Source organism: Pseudomonas sp. Leaf48 (assembly GCF_001421885.1).
GTDB lineage: Bacteria > Pseudomonadota > Gammaproteobacteria > Pseudomonadales > Pseudomonadaceae > Aquipseudomonas.
Window position 1 is genome coordinate 1 of the sequence record NZ_LMLH01000007.1, and the last position, 18,801, is coordinate 18,801.

The following is an 18,801-nucleotide window of genomic DNA, read 5'->3' on the forward strand; positions in this document are numbered from 1 at the left end:
GACGCTGCTTATCCAAACGAGGTGACTCGGAGTTTCGACGTCTATTTCATAACAGTGCCATGGCCGCAAGCCGTTCTGCGACCTGGAAACCTTACTACCAAAGCTATTTGGCGCGAGGTCTGAAAGGAACTGAGGCGCTGGTGATACTTGCCAGAAAATTAGCTCGGGTATTGTTTGCCTTGATGAAAAACCAAAGCGAATACAAGCCAAATTCTATGCTTGGGGGTTCCCCCCAAACATAGAATCTCCCACAAATGGATCGCTATAACAGTTAGTTAACGGTTACCGCCGCGGCCCGCGCGGCCGCCACGACTACTGTGATTATTGCCCGCGCCATGACTTCCGGAATCATTGTTCCAGCCACTCCGGTTATGGCCGTCCCACCCACGATTCTGATGCGCCCGGTAGTCGCTCCGCGACGGCTGCTGGTAATAACGCGGCGACTGTTGGGTATGACGCGGCGACTGGTAGTAGTGCCCAGCCGGTTGATAGACCCGTGGCTGCGAGTAGTAGCGCGGCGTGGGCTGGTAATACCGTGCAGGTGGAGCGTAGTACCGGGCAGGCGGCGAGTAGTAGCCGCCACCATTGGAGTAATAGCTACCGCCGGTGTAATAGTTTGGCGCTGACGAGGTATAGACCTCTGACCTGTAGTAACCGTCTCCTCCATCGTAATAAGGCACGCATCCGCCCAGGGACAAACCCAACACTGCAAGCAGTAGAATTCGGCGCAGCTTTTTTTGACAGAGCATGGCGGCCTCCTGGACCGCGAGTGAGCCATACCAGCGACGCTGGCAGGCGGCAGTCAATAGTTCTGTGACTGTCGAAATATCAGACATCGAATTCGAGACCTGGTGCGCCCTCGCAACAAGTTGAAACACCTCGCCGATGAAAGGTTTTTCATCCATGCAGGTTTCGGATCAGCGGCCAGCCACGCCGCATCTCAGTGCACTGACGCACCATTCCAAGGCAAGCCGCCCCGGCACTTAAACACGTTGATGCCCGCACCGCCCGTCCCAGAGCCTTCCACCGGACTTGGCACGGCTCTCGCTTAAACAAAGCCAGTGCAGGAGTCACACAGGTTCGCGGCACCACAATTTGCAATGGCTGACTAGGGTTCCGGCTCGCTTCGCGAGTGACTGGTCCGAGAGTTGGCGACCTCCAGTTGAGGTTACACGGCGGGACAAAAGCCCGGGAGAAAAGCCACCGTTAGCGGTGCCGCTGCCTTCCTGTCCGCCCTTGATCAACTGGAGAACCACCATGTCCCAGCTTCGTTTACCCGCCCTGCTCGCCGCGGCCTTCGCCGCCATCGTGAGCTTCTCGTCCCAGGCCGCACAGAAAGATCACTTCAGCGTCTGCTGGACGATCTATGCCGGCTGGATGCCCTGGGAATATGCCGGCAGCCAGGGCATCGTCGACAAATGGGCGAAAAAGTACGGCATCAAGATCGATGTCGTGCAGCTCAACGACTACGTCGAATCGATCAACCAGTACACCGCCGGCCAGTTCGATGGCTGCACCATGACCAACATGGACGCGCTGACCATCCCCGCAGCCGGCGGCGTCGACAGCACCGCGCTGATCGTCAGCGACTTCTCCAACGGCAACGACGGCATCGTGCTCAAGGGCGAAGGCAAGAAAATCACCGACCTCAAGGGCATGGACGTCAACCTCGTCGAGCTGTCGGTCTCCCACTACCTGCTGGCCCGGGCCCTGGATTCGGTGGACCTCACCGAGAAAGACCTGAAAGTGGTCAACACCTCCGACGCCGATATCTCGGCCGCCTTCAACACCGATCAGGTCAACGCCGTCACTACCTGGAACCCGATGCTCTCGGATATCAAGGCCAAACCTGCGGTGACCGAGGTGTTCAACTCCAGCCAGATCCCCGGCGAAATCATGGACATGATGGTGGTCAACAGCGCCACCCTCAAAGACAACCCGGCCCTGGGCAAAGCCCTGACCGGCGCCTGGTTCGAAGTGGTCGAGTTGATGAACGCGAAAAACGCCGCCAGCCAAGCCGCCCTGGAACACATGGCCAAAGCCTCGGGCACCGACCTGGCCGGTTTCCAGGCGCAACTGGACACCACCAAATTGTTCGCCACCCCCCAGGAAGCCCTCGCGTTCTCCACCAGCAAGCAACTGCCGGAAACCATGCGCAAGGTCGCCGAATTTTCCTTCCAGCACGGCTTGCTGGGTGAAGGCGCCAAGGACACCAGCGCGGTCGGCATGGCCTTCGCCAACGGCGTGACCAGCGGCGACAAGGGCAACCTCAAGCTGCGCTTCGATCCGACTTACGTGCAGATGGCCGCTGACGCCAAGCTGTAAGAAGAGGACCTGGCCATGCGCCTGATCAATCGCCACCCGGATCGCCCGAGTCGCCTGCTGTTGGTGATCCTGCCGTTCGCCCTCGTGCTGTTCGCCTACTTCCTGGGCTCGGCCGAGCGACTGGCGGACAACCCCAACGACAAGCTGCTGCCCAGCGCCGTGCAGATGACCGACGCGGTGAAACGCCTGGCCTTTGTCGCCGACAGCCGCACCGGTGAATACCTGCTCTGGCAGGACACCGCCTCCAGTCTGCGCCGCCTGGCCATCGGCCTTGGCATCAGCGCTTTGGCCGGGCTGTGCCTGGGCATGGCCGCCGGCACGCTGCCGCTATTCGGCGCGCCGTTGTCGCCGTTGCTGACGGTGCTGTCGATGGTGCCGCCGCTGGCGATTCTGCCGATCCTGTTCATCGTCTTCGGCCTCGGGGAGTTGTCGAAAGTGATGCTGATCGTGATCGGCATCACCCCGTGCCTCGCCCGTGACCTGGAGCAACGCGCCCGGGAAATTCCCGTCGAGTTGCTGATCAAGGCCCAGACCCTCGGCGCTTCGACCTGGACCCTGATGCTGCGGGTGGTCTTGCCGCAGTTGCTGCCACGCCTGCTGATCTCGCTGCGGCTGATGCTGGGCTCGGCGTGGTTGTTCCTGATTGCCGCAGAAGCCATTGCCTCAACCGACGGCCTCGGCTACCGGATTTTCCTGGTGCGTCGCTACCTGGCGATGGACGTGATTGTGCCCTACGTGGTGTGGATCACCCTGCTCGCCTGGTTGATGGACTGGGGGCTCAAGCGCCTGACCCAACGTGCGTTCCCCTGGTACGAAGGAGCGCGGGCATGAGCTTTATCACCGTGAAAAACGTCTGGCAGCAATACGCCGATCAGGTAGTGCTCGAAGGCTTGAATCTGAGCGTCAGCGAGGGTGAGTTCTGCACCCTGGTCGGCGCGTCCGGTTGTGGCAAATCGACCTTTCTGCGCCTGCTGCTGGGGCAGGAGCGCGCCAGTCGCGGCGAGATCCTGCTGGACGGCCAGCCCCTGGCCGGTGAACCGGATGCCAGCCGTGGCGTGGTGTTCCAGCGCTATTCGGTGTTCCCGCACCTGAGCGTGCTGGACAACGTCGCCCTCGGCCTGGAACTGCCACGCTCGCCGCTGCTTGGACGTCTGTTCGGCAGCGCCAAACGTGACGCCCGGGAACAGGCTTCGGTGCTGCTGCACAAAGTCGGCCTCGGCCACTCGCTGGACAAGTACCCGGCACAGCTCTCCGGCGGCATGCAGCAACGGCTGGCCATCGCCCAGGCGCTGATCATGAAACCACGGGTACTGCTGCTCGACGAGCCGTTCGGCGCCCTCGACCCGGGTATCCGCAAAGACATGCACAGCCTGCTGCTGGAGCTGTGGCGCGAGACCCGACTGACGGTGTTCATGGTCACCCATGACCTGTCCGAAGGCTTCAGCCTCGGCACGCGCCTGATGGTATTCGACAAGGTCCGCGTCGACCCGCACGCCCCGGGCGCCTATGGCGCACGCATCACCTACGACATCCCTTTGAACAGCGACCGCCGCACCACCCGTGCCGCCGTCGACGCCCTGCCGGCACCGCTGGCGGGCACGCTTCGTATCGCTTGAGAGGAATTTGCCCATGACTGATTCGACCCAACTGTTCCCGCCCTTCGCCGAAGAAATGCTGCCCGGCGGCGGCCACCGTTCGTTCGTGTTGAAACGCGGCCAGCTATTGCGCCTGACCGACCTGCGCGGCGGTGCCAACGTCAGCCTGACGCTGCTCAATGCCAACGAGAAAACCGAGCGCCTGAACCTGCCCGACAGCCTCAAATGCCAACACACCGCCAAGCTGACGACAGGCCATTGCCTGTACTCGGACATGGGCCGCGTGCTGGCTGCCATCACGGCCGACACCTGCGGTTGGAGTGACAGCCTGGGCGGCGTGCTCTGCGCTGAAGAAGTCGCGCAAAAATACGGCGCAGGGCGCTATCAGGAACTGCGCAACGGCTTCTTCCGCAACGGCACCGACAACCTGCTGGTGGAACTGGGCAAGTGGGGGCTGGGCCTGTCCGACCTGCTGATGACACTCAACCTGTTCAGCCGGGTGAACGTCGATGAGGCCGGACGTTTTCACTTCGTCGAGGGCAACTCCAGGGCCGGCGACTACATCGAGCTGTACGCGCCGATGGACACCCTGGTGGTGCTCACCGCCCTGCAACATCCGATGGCCCCGTCACCGCAATACGCCCCCAAACCCTTGAAGCTCAGCTGGATGAACGCTGACGCCAGCGTCGCCGAACACTGCCGCACTTCGCGCCCGGAAAACGAGCGCGGCTTCATCAACACCGACCGTCTGTTCGCCTGAGGATCGCTGCCATGTCACTCGCTATCGCCACTGTTCACAAGCAGCCTGAAACCGCGATCTACCGCGCCACCATCCCCGCCGGCGAACCCTGGCTGATGGAGGTCAAGGCCGGCCAGACCTTGCGCATCCTCGACCTGGAGGGCAACCAGGCCGTCGACACCCTGTTCTACAGCGTCGCCAACCCGAAGGAACGCTATGACGTGCAGCGCACCTTGCGCCGGCAGAACAGCGTGTACCTGAGCACCGGCAGCGTGCTGTATTCCAACCTCGGCAAGCCGATGCTGACCATAGTCGCCGACACCTGCGGCCGTCACGACACCCTCGGCGGTGCCTGCGCGCAAGAGAGCAACACCGTGCGCTACGCCCTGGAAAAACGCTACATGCACAGCTGCCGCGACAACTACCTGCGTGCCTGTGTCCACGACGGTCGCCTGGGCAAGGGCGATATCGGGCCGAACATCAACTTCTTCATGAACGTGCCGGTCACCGCTGATGGCGGGTTGACCTTCGAAGACGGGATATCCGCCCCGGGCAAATACGTCGACTTGCGTGCCGAGATGGACGTGATCGTGCTGATCTCCAACTGCCCGCAACTGAACAACCCGTGCAACGCCTACAACCCCACCCCTGCGGAGCTGCTGGTATGGAACTGAAATTAGCGCGGTTGCGTAAATGGTTTTTTGCCCTGTGCCAGGCCCGCTCTGGGCAGTGCCTCAAAAAGTAAAACCACCACAACTCCCAATGTGGGAGCGGGCTTGCTCGCGAAGGGGCCGTCACATCCAACATCGATGTCGACTGACACTGCGCTTTCGCGAGCAAGCCCGCTCCCACAGGGGACGGCGGTGTTTGAAGAACTCTGATTTTTCATCCGGGACGGCCCGGATGCCTCAAGAAAAACTGCGGGACGGCCCGCATCCCCTCCAGGGGTTATGCCATGTTCGAAAAAGTCCTGATTGCCAACCGTGGTGCCATTGCCTGTCGCATCCTGCGCACCCTGCGCGAACTGCGTGTGCAAGGCGTCGCGGTGTACTCCGAAGCCGATGCCGCCAGCCTGCACATCCTGCAAGCCGACGAGGCCCACAGCCTTGGTGAAGGCGCGGCGGCTGGCACTTATCTGGCGGTCGACAAGATTCTCGCCATCGCCCGCGCAAGCGGCGCCAGCGCAATCCATCCGGGCTACGGTTTCCTCTCGGAAAACGCCGCGTTCGCCGAAGCCTGCGAAGCCGCCGGCATCGCCTTCATCGGCCCGACCGCGCAGCAGCTGCGGGTATTCGGCCTCAAGCACACCGCCCGCGCCCTGGCCAAACAACACGGCGTGCCGATGCTCGAAGGTACCGAGCTGCTCGACAGCCTCGACGCTGCCTTGGCGGCCGGCGATCAGGTCGGCTACCCGGTGATGCTCAAAAGCACCGCCGGCGGTGGCGGCATCGGCATGCGTGTATGCCGCAACGCGACCGAATTGAGCGAATCCTTCGAGGCGGTCAAACGCCTCGGCCAGAACAACTTCAGCGACGCCGGGGTGTTCATCGAGAAGTACATCCAGCGCGCCCGGCATCTGGAAGTGCAGGTATTCGGCGATGGCCGAGGCGAAGTGATTGCCCTCGGCGTGCGCGATTGCTCGGTGCAGCGGCGCAACCAGAAAGTGCTCGAAGAAACCCCGGCGCCGAACCTGCCCGAGGGCATGGCCGAAGAACTCTGCGCGGCGGCGATCAAGCTGGCCAAGGCGGTGAACTACCGCAGCGCCGGTACCGTGGAATTCGTCTTCGACAGCGAAGACCAGCGCTTCTATTTTCTGGAAGTGAACACCCGACTGCAGGTCGAGCATGGCGTCACCGAGCAAGTGTGGGGCGTCGACCTGGTGCGCTGGATGGTGCAACTGGCCGCCGGTGACCTGCCGCCGCTGGGTGAGTTGAGTCAGGGTCTGCAACCCGAGGGCCACGCGATTCAGGCGCGCTTGTATGCCGAGGATCCGGGCCGCGATTTTCAACCGAGCCCCGGCCTGCTCACCGCCGTGGATTTCCCTGCGGCCAATGGCATACAACTGCGCATCGACACCTGGGTCGAAGCCGGCTGCGAGATTCCGCCGTTTTTCGACCCGATGATCGCCAAGGTCATCTGTTGGGCGCCGAGCCGTGAACAGGCGCGCGCCGATCTGCATCAGGCCCTGGGTGCCAGCCTGCTGTATGGCGTGGAAACCAACCGCGATTACCTGCGGCAGATCCTGCTCGATACGCCTTTCGCCAGCGGCCAGCCGTGGACCCGTTGCCTGGAAGGCCTGGTGTATCAGGCCAACACGTTCGAGGTGCTCAGCGCCGGGACCCAGACCAGCGTTCAGGATTACCCCGGTCGCCTCGGGTACTGGGCGGTCGGCGTGCCGCCGTCGGGACCGATGGACAGTCGTGCGTTGCGCCTGGGTAACCGCTTGCTGGGCAATGACGAAGGAGCGGCGGCGCTGGAAATCACCATGAGCGGGCCGTTATTGCGCTTCAATTGCGCGGCCGTTGTTGCCGTCACCGGCGCGCAGATCCCGCTGAGTTTGAACGGTGAAGCGGTGTCGATGAACACCACCCTGCTAGTTCCGGCCGGTGCCACCTTGAGCCTGGGCACGATTGCCGGTGCCGGCGCGCGCAGCTATCTGTGCCTGCGCGGCGGCCTGCAGGTGCCGGATTATCTGGGCAGTAAAAGCACCTTCACCCTCGGCCAGTTCGGCGGTCATGGCGGTCGCGCCCTGCGTACCGGCGACGTGCTGCATGTACCCGCCCTGGGCGACCACAGCGCCGGTCAACAACTGGCTGAAGAACAGGTCTGCGCGTTGCCCGGGGTGCGGCAGATCCGGGTGATCTACGGCCCCCACGGTGCGCCGGAGTATTTCACCGAAAACTACATCGCCACTTTCTTCTCCACGCAGTGGGAAGTGCACTTCAACTCCAGCCGCACCGGCGTGCGCCTGATCGGACCCAAGCCTGAATGGGTACGCGCCGATGGCGGCGAGGCCGGGCTGCATCCGTCGAACATTCATGACAATCCGTACGCCATCGGCGCGGTGGATTTCACCGGCGACATGCCGGTGATCCTCGGCCCGGATGGCCCGAGCCTCGGCGGGTTCGTCTGCCCGGTGACTGTGATCGAGGCGGATCTTTGGCAGCTGGGACAGCTCAAGGCCGGGGACAAAGTCCAGTTCCATCCCGTCGATCTCAAAACCGCCCGTACCCTCGCCCTGAAATGGGATCACTGTGGGAGCGGGCTTGCTCGCGAAGAGGGTGTGTCAGTCAACATTGATGTGCCTGAAGCACCGCTTTCGCGAGCAAGCCCGCTCCCACAGGGGATGGTGTCGCCGGTGGTAATGGATCTGGGTCAGGGGGACACACGACTGGTCGCAAGGTTGTCGGGGGATACGCACCTTCTCCTCGAGATTGGCGCCCCCGAACTCGATCTGGTCCTGCGCTTTCGCGCCCACGCCCTGATGCAAGCCCTGGAAAGCAAAAACCTGCACGGCGTGATCGATCTGACGCCGGGCATCCGCTCGCTGCAGGTGCACTACCAGCCCGAGCAACTGTCGCTGGCGGATCTGCTCGGCATCGTCGCCGGCGAATGGGACGCCGTGTGCGCCGCCAAGGACCTGCAAGTACCGTCGCGCATCGTCCACCTGCCGCTGTCCTGGGACGACCCGGCGTGCCAGCTGGCGATCGAAAAATACATGACCACCGTGCGCAAGGATGCCCCCTGGTGCCCAAGCAACCTGGAGTTCATCCGCCGCATCAACGACCTGCCGAACCTCGATGAAGTGCAGCGTACGGTGTTCGACGCCAGTTATCTGGTGATGGGCCTGGGCGACGTTTACCTCGGCGCCCCGGTCGCTACCCCGCTGGACCCGCGTCACCGCCTGGTGACCACCAAGTACAACCCGGCCCGCACCTGGACCGCGGAAAACTCGGTGGGCATCGGTGGTGCCTACATGTGCGTGTACGGCATGGAAGGTCCGGGCGGATACCAGTTCGTCGGGCGTACCTTGCAGATGTGGAACCGCTACCGCGAAGTCGCCGCGTTCGATGGCAAACCCTGGCTGCTGCGCTTCTTCGACCAGATCCGTTTCTACCCGGTGAGCGCCGATGAACTGCTGCGCATTCGTCGCGACTTCCCCCTCGGGCGCTTCGATCTGAACATCGAACACAGTCAGCTGAACCTGGCGGATTACCAGGCGTTCCTGGCGAAAGAAGCCGAGACCATCGCCGCGTTTCGCGAGCAGCAACAAGGCGCGTTCAACGCCGAACGCGAGCGCTGGATCGCCAGCGGCCAGGCGCATTTCGACAGCGAGGAACCGGCCCCGCAAGCCAGCGAAGACGCACCGCTGGGCAGTGGAGAACTGAGCGTCGACAGCCACATCGCCGGCAACCTCTGGCAGGTTCAGGTGGCTTGCGGCAAGCGGGTCGAGGCCGGCGATGTGCTGGTGATCCTGGAGTCGATGAAGATGGAAATACCCCTGCTCGCACCGATGGCCGGCGTGGTTCGCGAGATTCGCGTGCAACCGGGTTCGGCGGTGCGTGCCGGACAGCGCGTCGTGGTGCTGGAACTCGACTGAACCCATTTGAAAAGGACCAATGCCATGAACATCAATCTGCAACTCGACGCCCTGCGCAACGCTTACCGCGACGGCAGTACCACGCCCCGGCAGCTGCTGCGCAATCTGCGCGATAAAGCGGCCGCGCTGAACCCGGATTACCACCTGTTCATCCACTTGCTCAGCGTCGATGAACTGGAACCCTACCTGGCCAACCTCGATGGACGCGACATCGACAGCCTGCCGCTGTATGGCGTGCCGTTCGCGATCAAGGACAACATCGATCTGGCGGGCATTCCAACCACGGCAGCGTGCCCGGCGTTTGCCTATGTGCCGGAGCGCTCGGCCACCATCGTCGAGCAACTGCTGGCCCTCGGAGCGATTCCACTGGGCAAGACCAACCTCGACCAGTTCGCCACCGGACTCAATGGCAGCCGCTCGCCCTATGGCGCCTGCCCCAACAGCGTATTGCCGGAATATCCGTCGGGTGGCTCCAGTGCCGGGTCGTCCTTGGCGGTGGCGCTGGGTGTGGCGAGCTTTGCGCTGGGCACTGATACCGCAGGCTCCGGACGCGTACCAGCGGCATTGAACAATCTGGTCGGTTTGAAAGCCACCAAGGGCTTGATCTCTACAGCGGGTGTGGTGCCGGCCTGTCGCACGCTCGATTGCGTCACCACCTTCACCGCCACCGCCAGGGAAGCCAGCCAGTTGCTGGCGCTCACCGCGCGCCTGGACCCACGGGACGCCTACAGCCGCAGCAATCCGCTGTGGAATGACGGCTCGGCGTTCGGCGCAATCCGTCCGTTTCGCTTCGGCATACCCCGTGTCGAGGACCTGCAGTTCTTCGGCTGTCCCGAAGGACCGCAGTTGTTCACCAAGGCCATAGATCAACTCAAGGCCCTGGGCGGTGAAGCCGTGGAACTGGATCTGTCGCCGTTCCTGGAAGCCGCGCGCCTGCTGTATGAGGGCCCATGGGTGGCCGAGCGCTACAGCGTGGCCGGCGAGTTGATGGAGCAAAATCCCGAGGCTGTGCTGCCGGTGATTCGCGCGGTGTTGGCCAAGGCCCCGGCGGTCAGCGGCGTGCAAACCTTCCGCGCCCAATATCGCCTGCAAGCGCTCAAGGCCCTGTGCGACAAAGCGCTGGACGGCCTCGATTGCGTCCTCACCCCGACCATCGGCCGCCCGGTCACCCTGGCTGAACTGGAAGCCGAACCGGTGCTGCGCAACTCGCAACTGGGTTACTACACCAACTTCATGAACCTGCTCGACTACGCCGCCGTCGCCGTGCCCAGCGGGTTCATGGACAACGGCTTGCCGTGGGGTGTGACGCTGTTTGGCCGGGCATTTACCGATCAATATCTGTTGAGCGTGGCGGATGCCTTGCAGCGCCAGCAAAGCGCGACCACGAGCGCCCCGACCACCGTCGCGCGCAATGACCGGGCGCGCTTGGTGGTCTGCGGTGCGCATCTGGATGGGCTGGCCTTGAACTGGCAGCTCAAACAGCGTGGCGCCCGCCTGGTTGAAACAACGTGCAGCTCACCGGACTACCAACTGTACGCCCTGGCAGGAGGCCCGCCGTTTCGGCCGGGCATGGTCCGCGTCAAGGAAGGTGGCGTGGCGATTGCGGTGGAAGTCTGGGAACTGCCGAGCAGCGAACTGGGTTCATTCCTGACCGGGATTCCGGCACCGCTGGGGTTGGGCAAGGTGCAACTGGCGGATGGACGCTGGGAGAGCGGGTTCATTTGTGAGACGTACGGGTTGGAGGGGGCGGTGGATATCAGTCATTTGGGAGGGTGGCGGGCGTATCTGGAAACTCGGGGCTGATCCGGGATCGCCGCCCTCACCCTAACCCTCTCCCGGAGGAGAGGGGACTGACCGAGGCGACTGTCGAATCGCAATGATCCCGGAAACCGGGTCGAACTCATCACTTGAAGACAACAGAGATCGGCCCCCTTTCCCCCGTAGGGAGAGGGGAATGAGCCAGGCGATTTCGAATTGCATTGATCCCGGAAAACGAGTCGAACGCATCACTTGAAAACAACAAAGACCGGCTCCCTTTCCCCCCGTGGAGAGAGGGGAATGAGCCAAGCGACTTTCGAATCGCATTGATCCCGGAAAACGCGTCGAACGCATCACTTGAGAACAACAAAGATCGGCTCCCTTTCCCCCTCTCCCCTCTGGGGAGAGGGCTGGGGTGAGGGGGTTGGCCCTGTCTGACACCACAATGTTCGTTCAATCACCTTCTATCACCCCCCATTCCCCCAACAAATGCAGCAGTTATTTCGGCAAAGTGCCACTAGAATGCTACCCATCGGTCCTCTGCCAATGGAATTGTCATGCCGCCCCGCTCGCCTCTGTATGCTCAACGCTGGTTGGTACTCACGCTGGTCGCGCTGCTGGGCGCCGGGTTTCTCGCGACCTCCCTCCTCAGCTACTACGCCTCGCGGGCGTCGATCCGCGACAACATCGTCAACACTGAGCTGCCGCTGACATCGGACACGGTCTATTCGGAAATCCAGAAAGACCTCGTCAGGCCCATCCTCATTTCCTCGATGATGTCCCGCGACACCTTCATGCGTGACTGGGTGGTCAACGGTGAAAAAGACTCCGACCAGATGACCCGCTACCTCAACGAGGTCATGACCCACTACGGCGCCTACACCGCGTTCTTCGTCTCCAACACCAGCCTGACCTACTACCACGCCAAGGGCGTGCTCAAGCAGGTCAAGGCCACGGAGCCTCGCGACGCCTGGTACTTTCGCGTGCGAGACATGAACGATCCTTACGAGATCAACCTCGATCCGGACCTCGCCAACAAGGACAACCTGACCTTCTTCATCAACTACAAGGTCTACGACTACAACAACCGTTTCATCGGTGCGGCGGGTGTCGGCCTGACAGTCGATGCGGTAATCAAGCTGATCGACAAGTACCAGCAGCGCTACCAGCGCAGCGTGTACTTCGTCGACAACTTCGCGCGCCTGGTACTCACCGGTGCCGAGGGTGGCCCGCAAGGCGCACAGATCGGCCAGAGCCTCAGCCAACTGTCGAGCATGAAGGACCTCGTCAGCCAGTTACCCAAACCCCACATCGGCAGCTATGAATACTCCGTCCAGGGTCAAGGGCATTTCCTCAACGTACGGTTCATCCCGGAACTGAACTGGTACCTGTTCGTCGACAAGCTCGAAGACGGCGCGCTCAATGACATTCGTCAGTCGCTGTACCTCAACCTGCTGATTTGCCTGGTGGTCACGCTGGTCGTGATGGTTTTGCTCAATCGCGTGATCAAACGCTTTCAGGACAGGATCCAGGCCCAGGCGACGCTCGACAGCCTGACCGAACTGCCCAACCGGCGCGGTTTCGACCTGCTGGCCGTGCAGGCCATTCTCGAAGCCCAACGTGAACTGAACCCACTGACCGCGCTGCTGCTCGATCTGGACCACTTCAAGGCCCTGAACGACACCTACGGTCACCTGGCCGGTGATCAGGTGCTGAGCGGTTTTGCCCGCGACCTGCAGAGTTGCCTGCGCCACTGCGACATCGTCTGCCGCTGGGGCGGTGAAGAATTCATCGTCCTGCTCAAGGATACCGACGCCGAGACCGGCCACGAGATCGCCGAGAAAATCCGCCAATACGTGGCGCATCAGCGTTATGCGTACAACGAACACATGATGCAAGTCACCGTCAGCATCGGCCTCACCGCCCTGCAGCCCGATGACACCTTGCACAGCCTGCTGTCGCGGGCGGATCATGGGATGTATCGGGCCAAGCAAAGCGGCCGCAATCGAACCTGCGTGGAAATGCCTCACACTACTTATGAACCAGCCTGACCTCTGCCCGGCCTGCGGTGCATCCAACGATTGCGCCCTGGCCGACCCGCGAACCGCCGACCGGGCTTGCTGGTGCTACGGCGTCAGCATCGACACGGCGGTGCTCCAGGCGCTGCCCGCCGAACTGCGCAACGCGGCCTGCCTGTGCCCGCGCTGCGCCGAGGTCGAGGCGCAGTTGCAAGCAGCGACCCAGCCATTGAAGTAAGATGCGCGGCCCTTTCTTCACCGGCCCTTAGTCATGCGCGTTGACCGCTTCCTCAGCAATCTGCCGTGCTTCAACCGCAAGCAGGTGCGCCTGTTGCTGGTGGAAAAGCGCGTGCGGGTTGACGGAGAAATCGTCAGCGATCCGCACAGTGAAGTCCGCGAGTTCAGCCGCGTCGAAGTCGACGGCGATGTGCTGCAGGTCGGCAAGCCCCTGCGCCACTTCATGCTGCACAAGCCCGCCGGATGCGTCAGCGCCACCCGCGACCCGCAGCACCCGACCGTGCTCGATCTGATCCATGAGCCGGACAAGCACGAACTGCACATCGCCGGTCGCCTGGACTTCAACACCACCGGCCTGATGCTGATCACCAACGACGGCAGCTGGTCACGCCGCCTGACCCAACCCCAGACGAAGCTGCCCAAGGTCTACTACGTCGAAACCGAACAGGACATCGGCCCCGAATACGCCATCACGTTCAGCCAAGGGTTGTACTTCGCTTTCGAAGACCTCACCACCCAACCCGCCGAGTTGGAGTTGCTCGCCGCCAGGTCCGCACGCCTGAGCATCGTCGAAGGCCGCTACCATCAGGTGAAGCGGATGTTCGGCCACTTCGACAACAAAGTGCTGCGCCTGCACCGCGAACGCATGGGCCCGCTGGTCCTCGACGATGCGTTGAAACCGGGCGAATACCGCCCGCTGACCGCTCAAGAGATCGAATTGATCTAAGCAGCCTACCGCTGAGCAGAAGTTGTCCAACAATTTACCAAAGGCACTTGCACATTGATGTGACCCCTGCTTGAATCAGGACGTCGGCCGAAATGTGACCGACGAGTCACCCCATACTTCTAAGAAACTTTTTGTCGGTTGGAACCCAAGGTTCCGCGTGGTACCGGCAAACTGCCCGCCAATAACAATACCCGTCGACCGGACTGCAATGGATCGACATGGGCCCCTCAAATTCCAGGCGTATGCCTACCTGTCACAAAGCTCGTGCAATCTCATTTGCGCGCATACCCGCTTGCCAGGAGTCATATGACATGAGGCCAGAAATCGCTGTGCTGGATATACAAGGTCAGTATCGGGTTTACACGGAGTTCTATCGCGCAGACGCCGCAGAGAAGACCATCATTCTGGTCAACGGCTCGATGGCCACGACTGCGTCGTTTGCACAAACCGTGAAAAACCTTCATCCGCAGTTCAATGTGGTCTGCTACGACCAGCCCTACGCGGGCAAGTCCAAGGCGCACAACCTGCATGAAAAAATGCTCACCAAGGAAATCGAAGGGCAAATTCTCCTGGAGCTGATCGACCACTTCGGGGCCGAACACGTGCTGTCATTTTCCTGGGGCGGCGCCGCGACACTGGTCGCGTTGTCGCAACGGCCACGACGCATCGAAAAGGCCGTGATCAGCTCGTTCTCTCCGGAGATCAACGCGCACATGCTCGACTACCTCGAACGCGGCGTCGACTACCTCGGCAGCCGGGACGGCGACCGGGTCGGCAATCTGGTGAACAGCACCATCGGCAAACACCTGCCGACGTTGTTCAAGCGCTTCAACTATCGGCACGTCAGTTCCCTGGCCGAACATGAATACGGGCAGATGCATTTCCACATCAGCGACCTGTTGCACAGCGATCGTCAGTGCTTCTTCAAGGCTGCGCAGAAAATCAACGTGCCGGTACTGTTCATGAACGGCGAATGGGACGAATACACCGCCGCCGATGGCGCCCGGTTGTTCGCCAACCACGTACAGCAAGCCACCTTCACCACCCTTGAGGCCACCGGCCACTTTCTCGACATGGAACACAAAGCCGCCTGCCGAGACAGCCGCAACGCACTGATGGGCTTCCTGAAACCGGCACTGCACGAAAGCCGACCGCGGTACCACTACGTCCAGGACCAACATGCACTGGCATTCTGAAACAGAGTCATCGCGAGCAAGCTTCGCTCTACAGTAATGAACCCATTGCTGCAGGAGCGAAGCCTGCCCGCGACGACCGCCACGCGGTCCGTGTCTTGTTTCGCCTGCGCTAAAGCTATCTGGCGTAAAGAAAAACTTCATTTCCCCGCGCACATCTGGTACAAAGTCACCGCTCTGAGCGGGTGTCGTCTAATGGCATTACTCCAGCTTCCCAAGCTGATAACGAGGGTTCTTATTCGGCCCTTGCGCTAGGTGCATAAAGAAACAGAATTAAGCGGGTATAGTTTAGTGGCAAAACGAAAGCTTCCCAAGCTTTAGTTGAGGGTTCGATTCCCTCTACCCGCTCCACCTCCCCCAGTATTTCCGGGCCTTCCAGCCGCCCCCCCCACTTTCCAGCCGCCAAATCAACTCGCAGCCCCCCACGCCCAACTCCCTCAAAAGCCAAAAAAATTGGTGCACTAGCGATGCCGGCCACTCTGACGCCTAGACAGACCGGCCTCACTCAGCAGCCCTTCAATAAATACCTACACACTCGTTGTGCCACCTTGCCAGCCAGGGTCAGATTAGCCATTGATCATGCATGTGAGTGACTGGATGATGGAGAGGGAGTGAGGTCGGTCAGAACTCGGGTGAAATCCTCGACGGGTTCGGCTGTCCGATTTCGAAATCAAGTTAGGCCGTTAACGGTACCTACGGGGGCGGCACCTGACTGGATTGCTCCCTGGCCTGCACGCGCTGGGCATCGCTCGCAAGGCAACGTTCGATGAACTGAAGCTCCTGATCGAGCTCGCCAGCGCGTTTTTTCCAAAGCTTTCAGCGCCGCCTGATGCTCCTTCTGCACCTCTTCCGGCGCATTGGCGAGCCCTGCCAGCCTTCTCCCACTTTCGTAGGGCCAAGCGGTTTTTATCGTGATCATTTTCGGACTGCCGAACACAAAGCCTCCACATCGTCGGAAAACCGGACGTCGATCTGTATTGCGAAACAAAATCTTATAATAAATTGTTATATATCAAATAGTTACAATAATTATCCAGACAAAGTGCAGCTGGTACAGATCCTGCTCTCCTCCAAGCTCCCACGGCATTCAGATCTGCCCGGGGTGTTTCTAGATGAACCTGCATCAGCATCGTCATTACAACTAGAGAGAAAAATAATGAAATCTGCTTTCAATACCTTTGTTCCGGGCGCCTTGGCCCTCCTGCTGCTACTCCCTACCGCACTTCAAGCAAAAGAAGTCGAAACCAAACAAAAACTGGCTAACGTTGTGATCCTCGCTACCGGCGGGACTATCGCCGGGGCTGGTGCCAGCGCCGCCAACAGCGCCACTTATCAAGCGGCCAAAGTGGGTATCGATCAGTTGATTGCTGGCGTGCCCGAGCTGAGTCAATTGGCCAATGTGCGTGGCGAACAAGTCATGCAAATCGCGTCGGAAAGCATCACCAACGAAAACCTGCTGCAACTGGGTCGCCGCGTCGCGGAACTGGCCGACAGCAAAGACGTCGATGGCATCGTGATTACTCACGGTACCGACACCCTGGAAGAGACCGCATACTTCCTTAACCTGGTGGAAAAAACCGACAAGCCAATCGTGGTCGTTGGCTCGATGCGCCCAGGCACCGCCATGTCTGCCGACGGTATGCTGAACCTCTACAACGCCGTCGCGGTCGCCAGCAGCAAAGATGCGCATGGCAAAGGTGTACTGGTCACCATGAACGACGAGATTCAGTCGGGTCGAGATGTGAGCAAGATGATCAACATCAAGACTGAAGCCTTCAAAAGCGCCTGGGGCCCGCTGGGTATGGTGGTCGAAGGCAAATCCTATTGGTTCCGCCTGCCAGCCAAGCGTCACACCATGGACTCTGAATTCGACATCAAAACCATCAAGAGCCTGCCTGACGTCGAAATTGCTTACTCCTATGGCAATGTCAGCGACACCGCTTACAAGGCCCTGGCTCAATCTGGCGCTAAAGCCATCATCCATGCTGGCACTGGCAATGGCTCGGTCTCTTCGCGCGTCGTCCCATCCTTGCAGGCGTTGCGTAAGGACGGCGTACAGATCATTCGTTCTTCCCACGTCAATGCCGGTGGTTTTGTACTGCGTAACGCAGAGCAGCCTGATGACAAATACGACTGGGTCGTTGCCCATGACCTGAACCCGCAAAAAGCCCGCATCCTGGCGATGGTTGCTCTGACCAAGACTCAGGACAGCAAAGAACTGCAACGGATGTTCTGGGAATACTGATTCACCTCGCCCGACCTGATCAGGTCGGGCACCCCTTTGCGCATCAGTACTAATAACCAGCCGACCGGTAAGCCCACCTGACGTTGACTCAGAAACAGTGGAGACTACACGTGACAAAGCCACCTATGAAAATCATGATCGAAGAATGGGATGGTGACGGTGCGATTCGAATTCCCGATGAGGCATTGCAGGAGCTCGAACTGGATGTCGGCGACGCTGTGTACTTAATAGAAGAATTTGTCGGCAACACGCGCTGCCTTGTCCTATCAAAAACGCCTCAGATTGCGGATCGAATAGACGAACTCTCTCAAGCTTGGGATAGCGGACAGCTGTGTAACGCCCAGGAGAAATGAGACAGTCGCAATGCCCTTCCTTGACGCACTCACGGAAGGCCGCCTGTAATAAGTGATGGAGCTAGAGCTGCCTCGATCAAGCGGGCGTTAGGTACAGCTCGGCGCACGTCTTCTATGGCGCCCGCTATAGCGTCATGTGCAGAGGGTGCTTCACGGACAAATTCCAACGCCAGGCGGCTTGGCTGTCCGACTCCGACCAATGCATCATCACAGCCTTCTACCGCCAAGCGATCCATAATCGCATCCATATCGTTGTCGTCAGACGGCAGTTGGTACTTCAGGGTGAAAGTACATTCCATCTCAAATCCCCCGCATCAACAGGCTCTTGCTGGATATTTACTTGAATGGGATGCGACAAGCAGTTGTTCATCATGCTGGTATCTCCTTATCGACGAAGATCAGCCGGGCCCGCTGGCCCGAAGCAGCGACTTTAAGAAAATGCATCGACACGCCACCTGCTGCGGAGCCGGCCTTGCGCTCCAACATCCGCACTTGCGCGTAGGTCAGGACGCTGTGATTCACGGATGAATCCGGCGAAGGTTGAAACGCGCGCTTGCTGGGTTCATCAGGCAGTCCATGGTCAGGTCGGCGCCATAGGAGGTACGGATGTAGACGCTGACGCCGAATTGACCTAGGTGCCGCCGTAAGACTGCCCCACCCCAGGTAGGCAGAAATTCAGCAATAGGCAATGGTTCGCGAAGAATAAAACTGGGTCAGTGACATCTCGGCCAACGGGTTAATTCGGTGTCAGCACCCACAGATATGAGCGACTTCTTCAAGTAACCGACGAGCCAGGAATATTACATCTCAATGGTGTCCGAGTGATGGTCAGCCACTTGGCGCCGAGGTGCAGTTCCAGATGCCAGGCCTCTGCGTCGCGCAGCACGAAAAATTCCCGCGCAGTGCCCGTCTCGACCAGGGTCGCTTGGGTTTTCTGCGCAATGGCTTTTTCTTTAGCGGCCCTCCCTGCTTGGCGGTGAGTCGCACAGGGTCAACTCCCGACACCGGGAC

Annotated in this window: 16 protein-coding genes, 1 tRNA gene, 2 pseudogenes and 1 riboswitch; of the genes and pseudogenes, 15 read left to right on the forward strand and 4 right to left on the reverse strand. The window is 60.6% G+C overall.

Going from position 1 to position 18,801, the window contains the following annotated elements; all coding sequences use genetic code 11:
* Positions 1–242, forward strand: a pseudogene (locus ASE98_RS27130) (IS110 family transposase); the annotation flags it as partial.
* 33 nt (positions 243–275) lie between these two features.
* Here the strand turns inward: ASE98_RS27130 and ASE98_RS25620 are convergent.
* Complete coding sequence (locus tag ASE98_RS25620) at positions 276–749, reverse strand: hypothetical protein (protein ID WP_082457492.1); 474 nt, start codon at positions 747–749, stop codon at positions 276–278.
* 348 nt (positions 750–1,097) lie between these two features.
* Positions 1,098–1,197, forward strand: a riboswitch (guanidine-I (ykkC/yxkD leader).
* 60 nt (positions 1,198–1,257) lie between these two features.
* Here ASE98_RS25620 and ASE98_RS07080 point away from each other — a divergent pair.
* The 12 genes from ASE98_RS07080 to ASE98_RS07135 all read left to right on the forward strand — a co-directional run bounded on the left by ASE98_RS07080 (position 1,258) and on the right by ASE98_RS07135 (position 15,543).
* Entirely contained in the window at positions 1,258–2,325 is a 1,068-nt protein-coding gene (locus ASE98_RS07080) for a putative urea ABC transporter substrate-binding protein (protein WP_060540675.1), read from the forward strand.
* A 15-nt stretch (positions 2,326–2,340) separates the two neighbouring features.
* Positions 2,341–3,156: an ABC transporter permease gene (locus ASE98_RS07085; RefSeq protein ID WP_060540676.1), complete on the forward strand. Its 816-nt coding sequence runs from the start codon at positions 2,341–2,343 to the stop codon at positions 3,154–3,156.
* Positions 3,153–3,941, forward strand: coding sequence for an ABC transporter ATP-binding protein (locus ASE98_RS07090; protein ID WP_060540677.1), 789 nt, complete (start codon positions 3,153–3,155; stop codon positions 3,939–3,941). The genes ASE98_RS07085 and ASE98_RS07090 overlap by 4 nt, the downstream gene beginning before the upstream one ends.
* A 13-nt stretch (positions 3,942–3,954) precedes the next feature.
* Positions 3,955–4,680, forward strand: a complete 726-nt coding sequence (locus ASE98_RS07095) for an urea amidolyase associated protein UAAP1 (protein ID WP_060540678.1) — start codon at positions 3,955–3,957, stop codon at positions 4,678–4,680.
* An 11-nt stretch (positions 4,681–4,691) separates the two neighbouring features.
* A complete protein-coding gene (locus ASE98_RS07100) occupies positions 4,692–5,333 on the forward strand; it encodes an urea amidolyase associated protein UAAP2 (RefSeq protein ID WP_060540679.1) in 642 nt (213 codons plus the stop codon).
* Positions 5,334–5,614: 281 nt separating this feature from the next.
* Complete coding sequence (uca, locus tag ASE98_RS07105; RefSeq protein ID WP_060540680.1) at positions 5,615–9,259, forward strand: urea carboxylase; 3,645 nt, start codon at positions 5,615–5,617, stop codon at positions 9,257–9,259.
* 24 nt (positions 9,260–9,283) lie between these two features.
* Complete coding sequence (gene atzF / locus ASE98_RS07110; protein WP_060540681.1) at positions 9,284–11,062, forward strand: allophanate hydrolase; 1,779 nt, start codon at positions 9,284–9,286, stop codon at positions 11,060–11,062.
* Positions 11,063–11,574: 512 nt separating this feature from the next.
* Positions 11,575–13,068 carry a sensor domain-containing diguanylate cyclase gene (locus ASE98_RS07115; protein ID WP_060540682.1) on the forward strand — a complete coding sequence of 498 codons (1,494 nt, stop codon included), beginning with the start codon at positions 11,575–11,577 and terminating at the stop codon, positions 13,066–13,068.
* A complete protein-coding gene (locus tag ASE98_RS07120) occupies positions 13,055–13,273 on the forward strand; it encodes a cysteine-rich CWC family protein (protein ID WP_060540683.1) in 219 nt (72 codons plus the stop codon). Before ASE98_RS07115 ends, ASE98_RS07120 begins: the two co-directional genes overlap by 14 nt.
* Before the next feature lie 33 nt (positions 13,274–13,306).
* Positions 13,307–13,999, forward strand: a complete 693-nt coding sequence (locus ASE98_RS07125; protein WP_060540684.1) for a pseudouridine synthase — start codon at positions 13,307–13,309, stop codon at positions 13,997–13,999.
* Between the two features lie 311 nt (positions 14,000–14,310).
* Positions 14,311–15,195 (forward strand): alpha/beta fold hydrolase, encoded by an 885-nt coding sequence (locus tag ASE98_RS07130; RefSeq protein ID WP_060540685.1) that lies wholly within the window; start codon positions 14,311–14,313, stop codon positions 15,193–15,195.
* A 274-nt stretch (positions 15,196–15,469) separates the two neighbouring features.
* Positions 15,470–15,543, forward strand: a tRNA-Gly gene (locus ASE98_RS07135).
* 342 nt (positions 15,544–15,885) lie between these two features.
* Here ASE98_RS07135 and ASE98_RS27540 read toward each other — a convergent pair.
* Positions 15,886–16,081 (reverse strand): annotated as a pseudogene (locus ASE98_RS27540) (hypothetical protein); the annotation flags it as partial.
* Between the two features lie 267 nt (positions 16,082–16,348).
* Between ASE98_RS27540 and ASE98_RS07140 the strand changes: the two are divergent.
* Positions 16,349–17,437 carry an asparaginase gene (locus ASE98_RS07140; RefSeq protein ID WP_060540686.1) on the forward strand — a complete coding sequence of 363 codons (1,089 nt, stop codon included), beginning with the start codon at positions 16,349–16,351 and terminating at the stop codon, positions 17,435–17,437.
* A 125-nt stretch (positions 17,438–17,562) separates the two neighbouring features.
* The gene (locus ASE98_RS07145) at positions 17,563–17,790 is read left to right on the forward strand and encodes an AbrB/MazE/SpoVT family DNA-binding domain-containing protein (RefSeq protein ID WP_236707785.1); all 228 of its coding nucleotides are present in this window, start codon (positions 17,563–17,565) and stop codon (positions 17,788–17,790) included.
* A 29-nt stretch (positions 17,791–17,819) separates the two neighbouring features.
* Here the strand turns inward: ASE98_RS07145 and ASE98_RS07150 are convergent, their stop codons facing one another.
* Together ASE98_RS07150 and ASE98_RS26480 are read right to left on the reverse strand one after the other, a co-directional pair.
* Positions 17,820–18,089, reverse strand: coding sequence for a hypothetical protein (locus ASE98_RS07150; protein ID WP_060540688.1), 270 nt, complete (start codon positions 18,087–18,089; stop codon positions 17,820–17,822).
* A gap of 70 nt (positions 18,090–18,159) precedes the next feature.
* Complete coding sequence (locus ASE98_RS26480; protein WP_156465480.1) at positions 18,160–18,312, reverse strand: hypothetical protein; 153 nt, start codon at positions 18,310–18,312, stop codon at positions 18,160–18,162.
* Positions 18,313–18,801 lie beyond the last annotated feature (489 nt).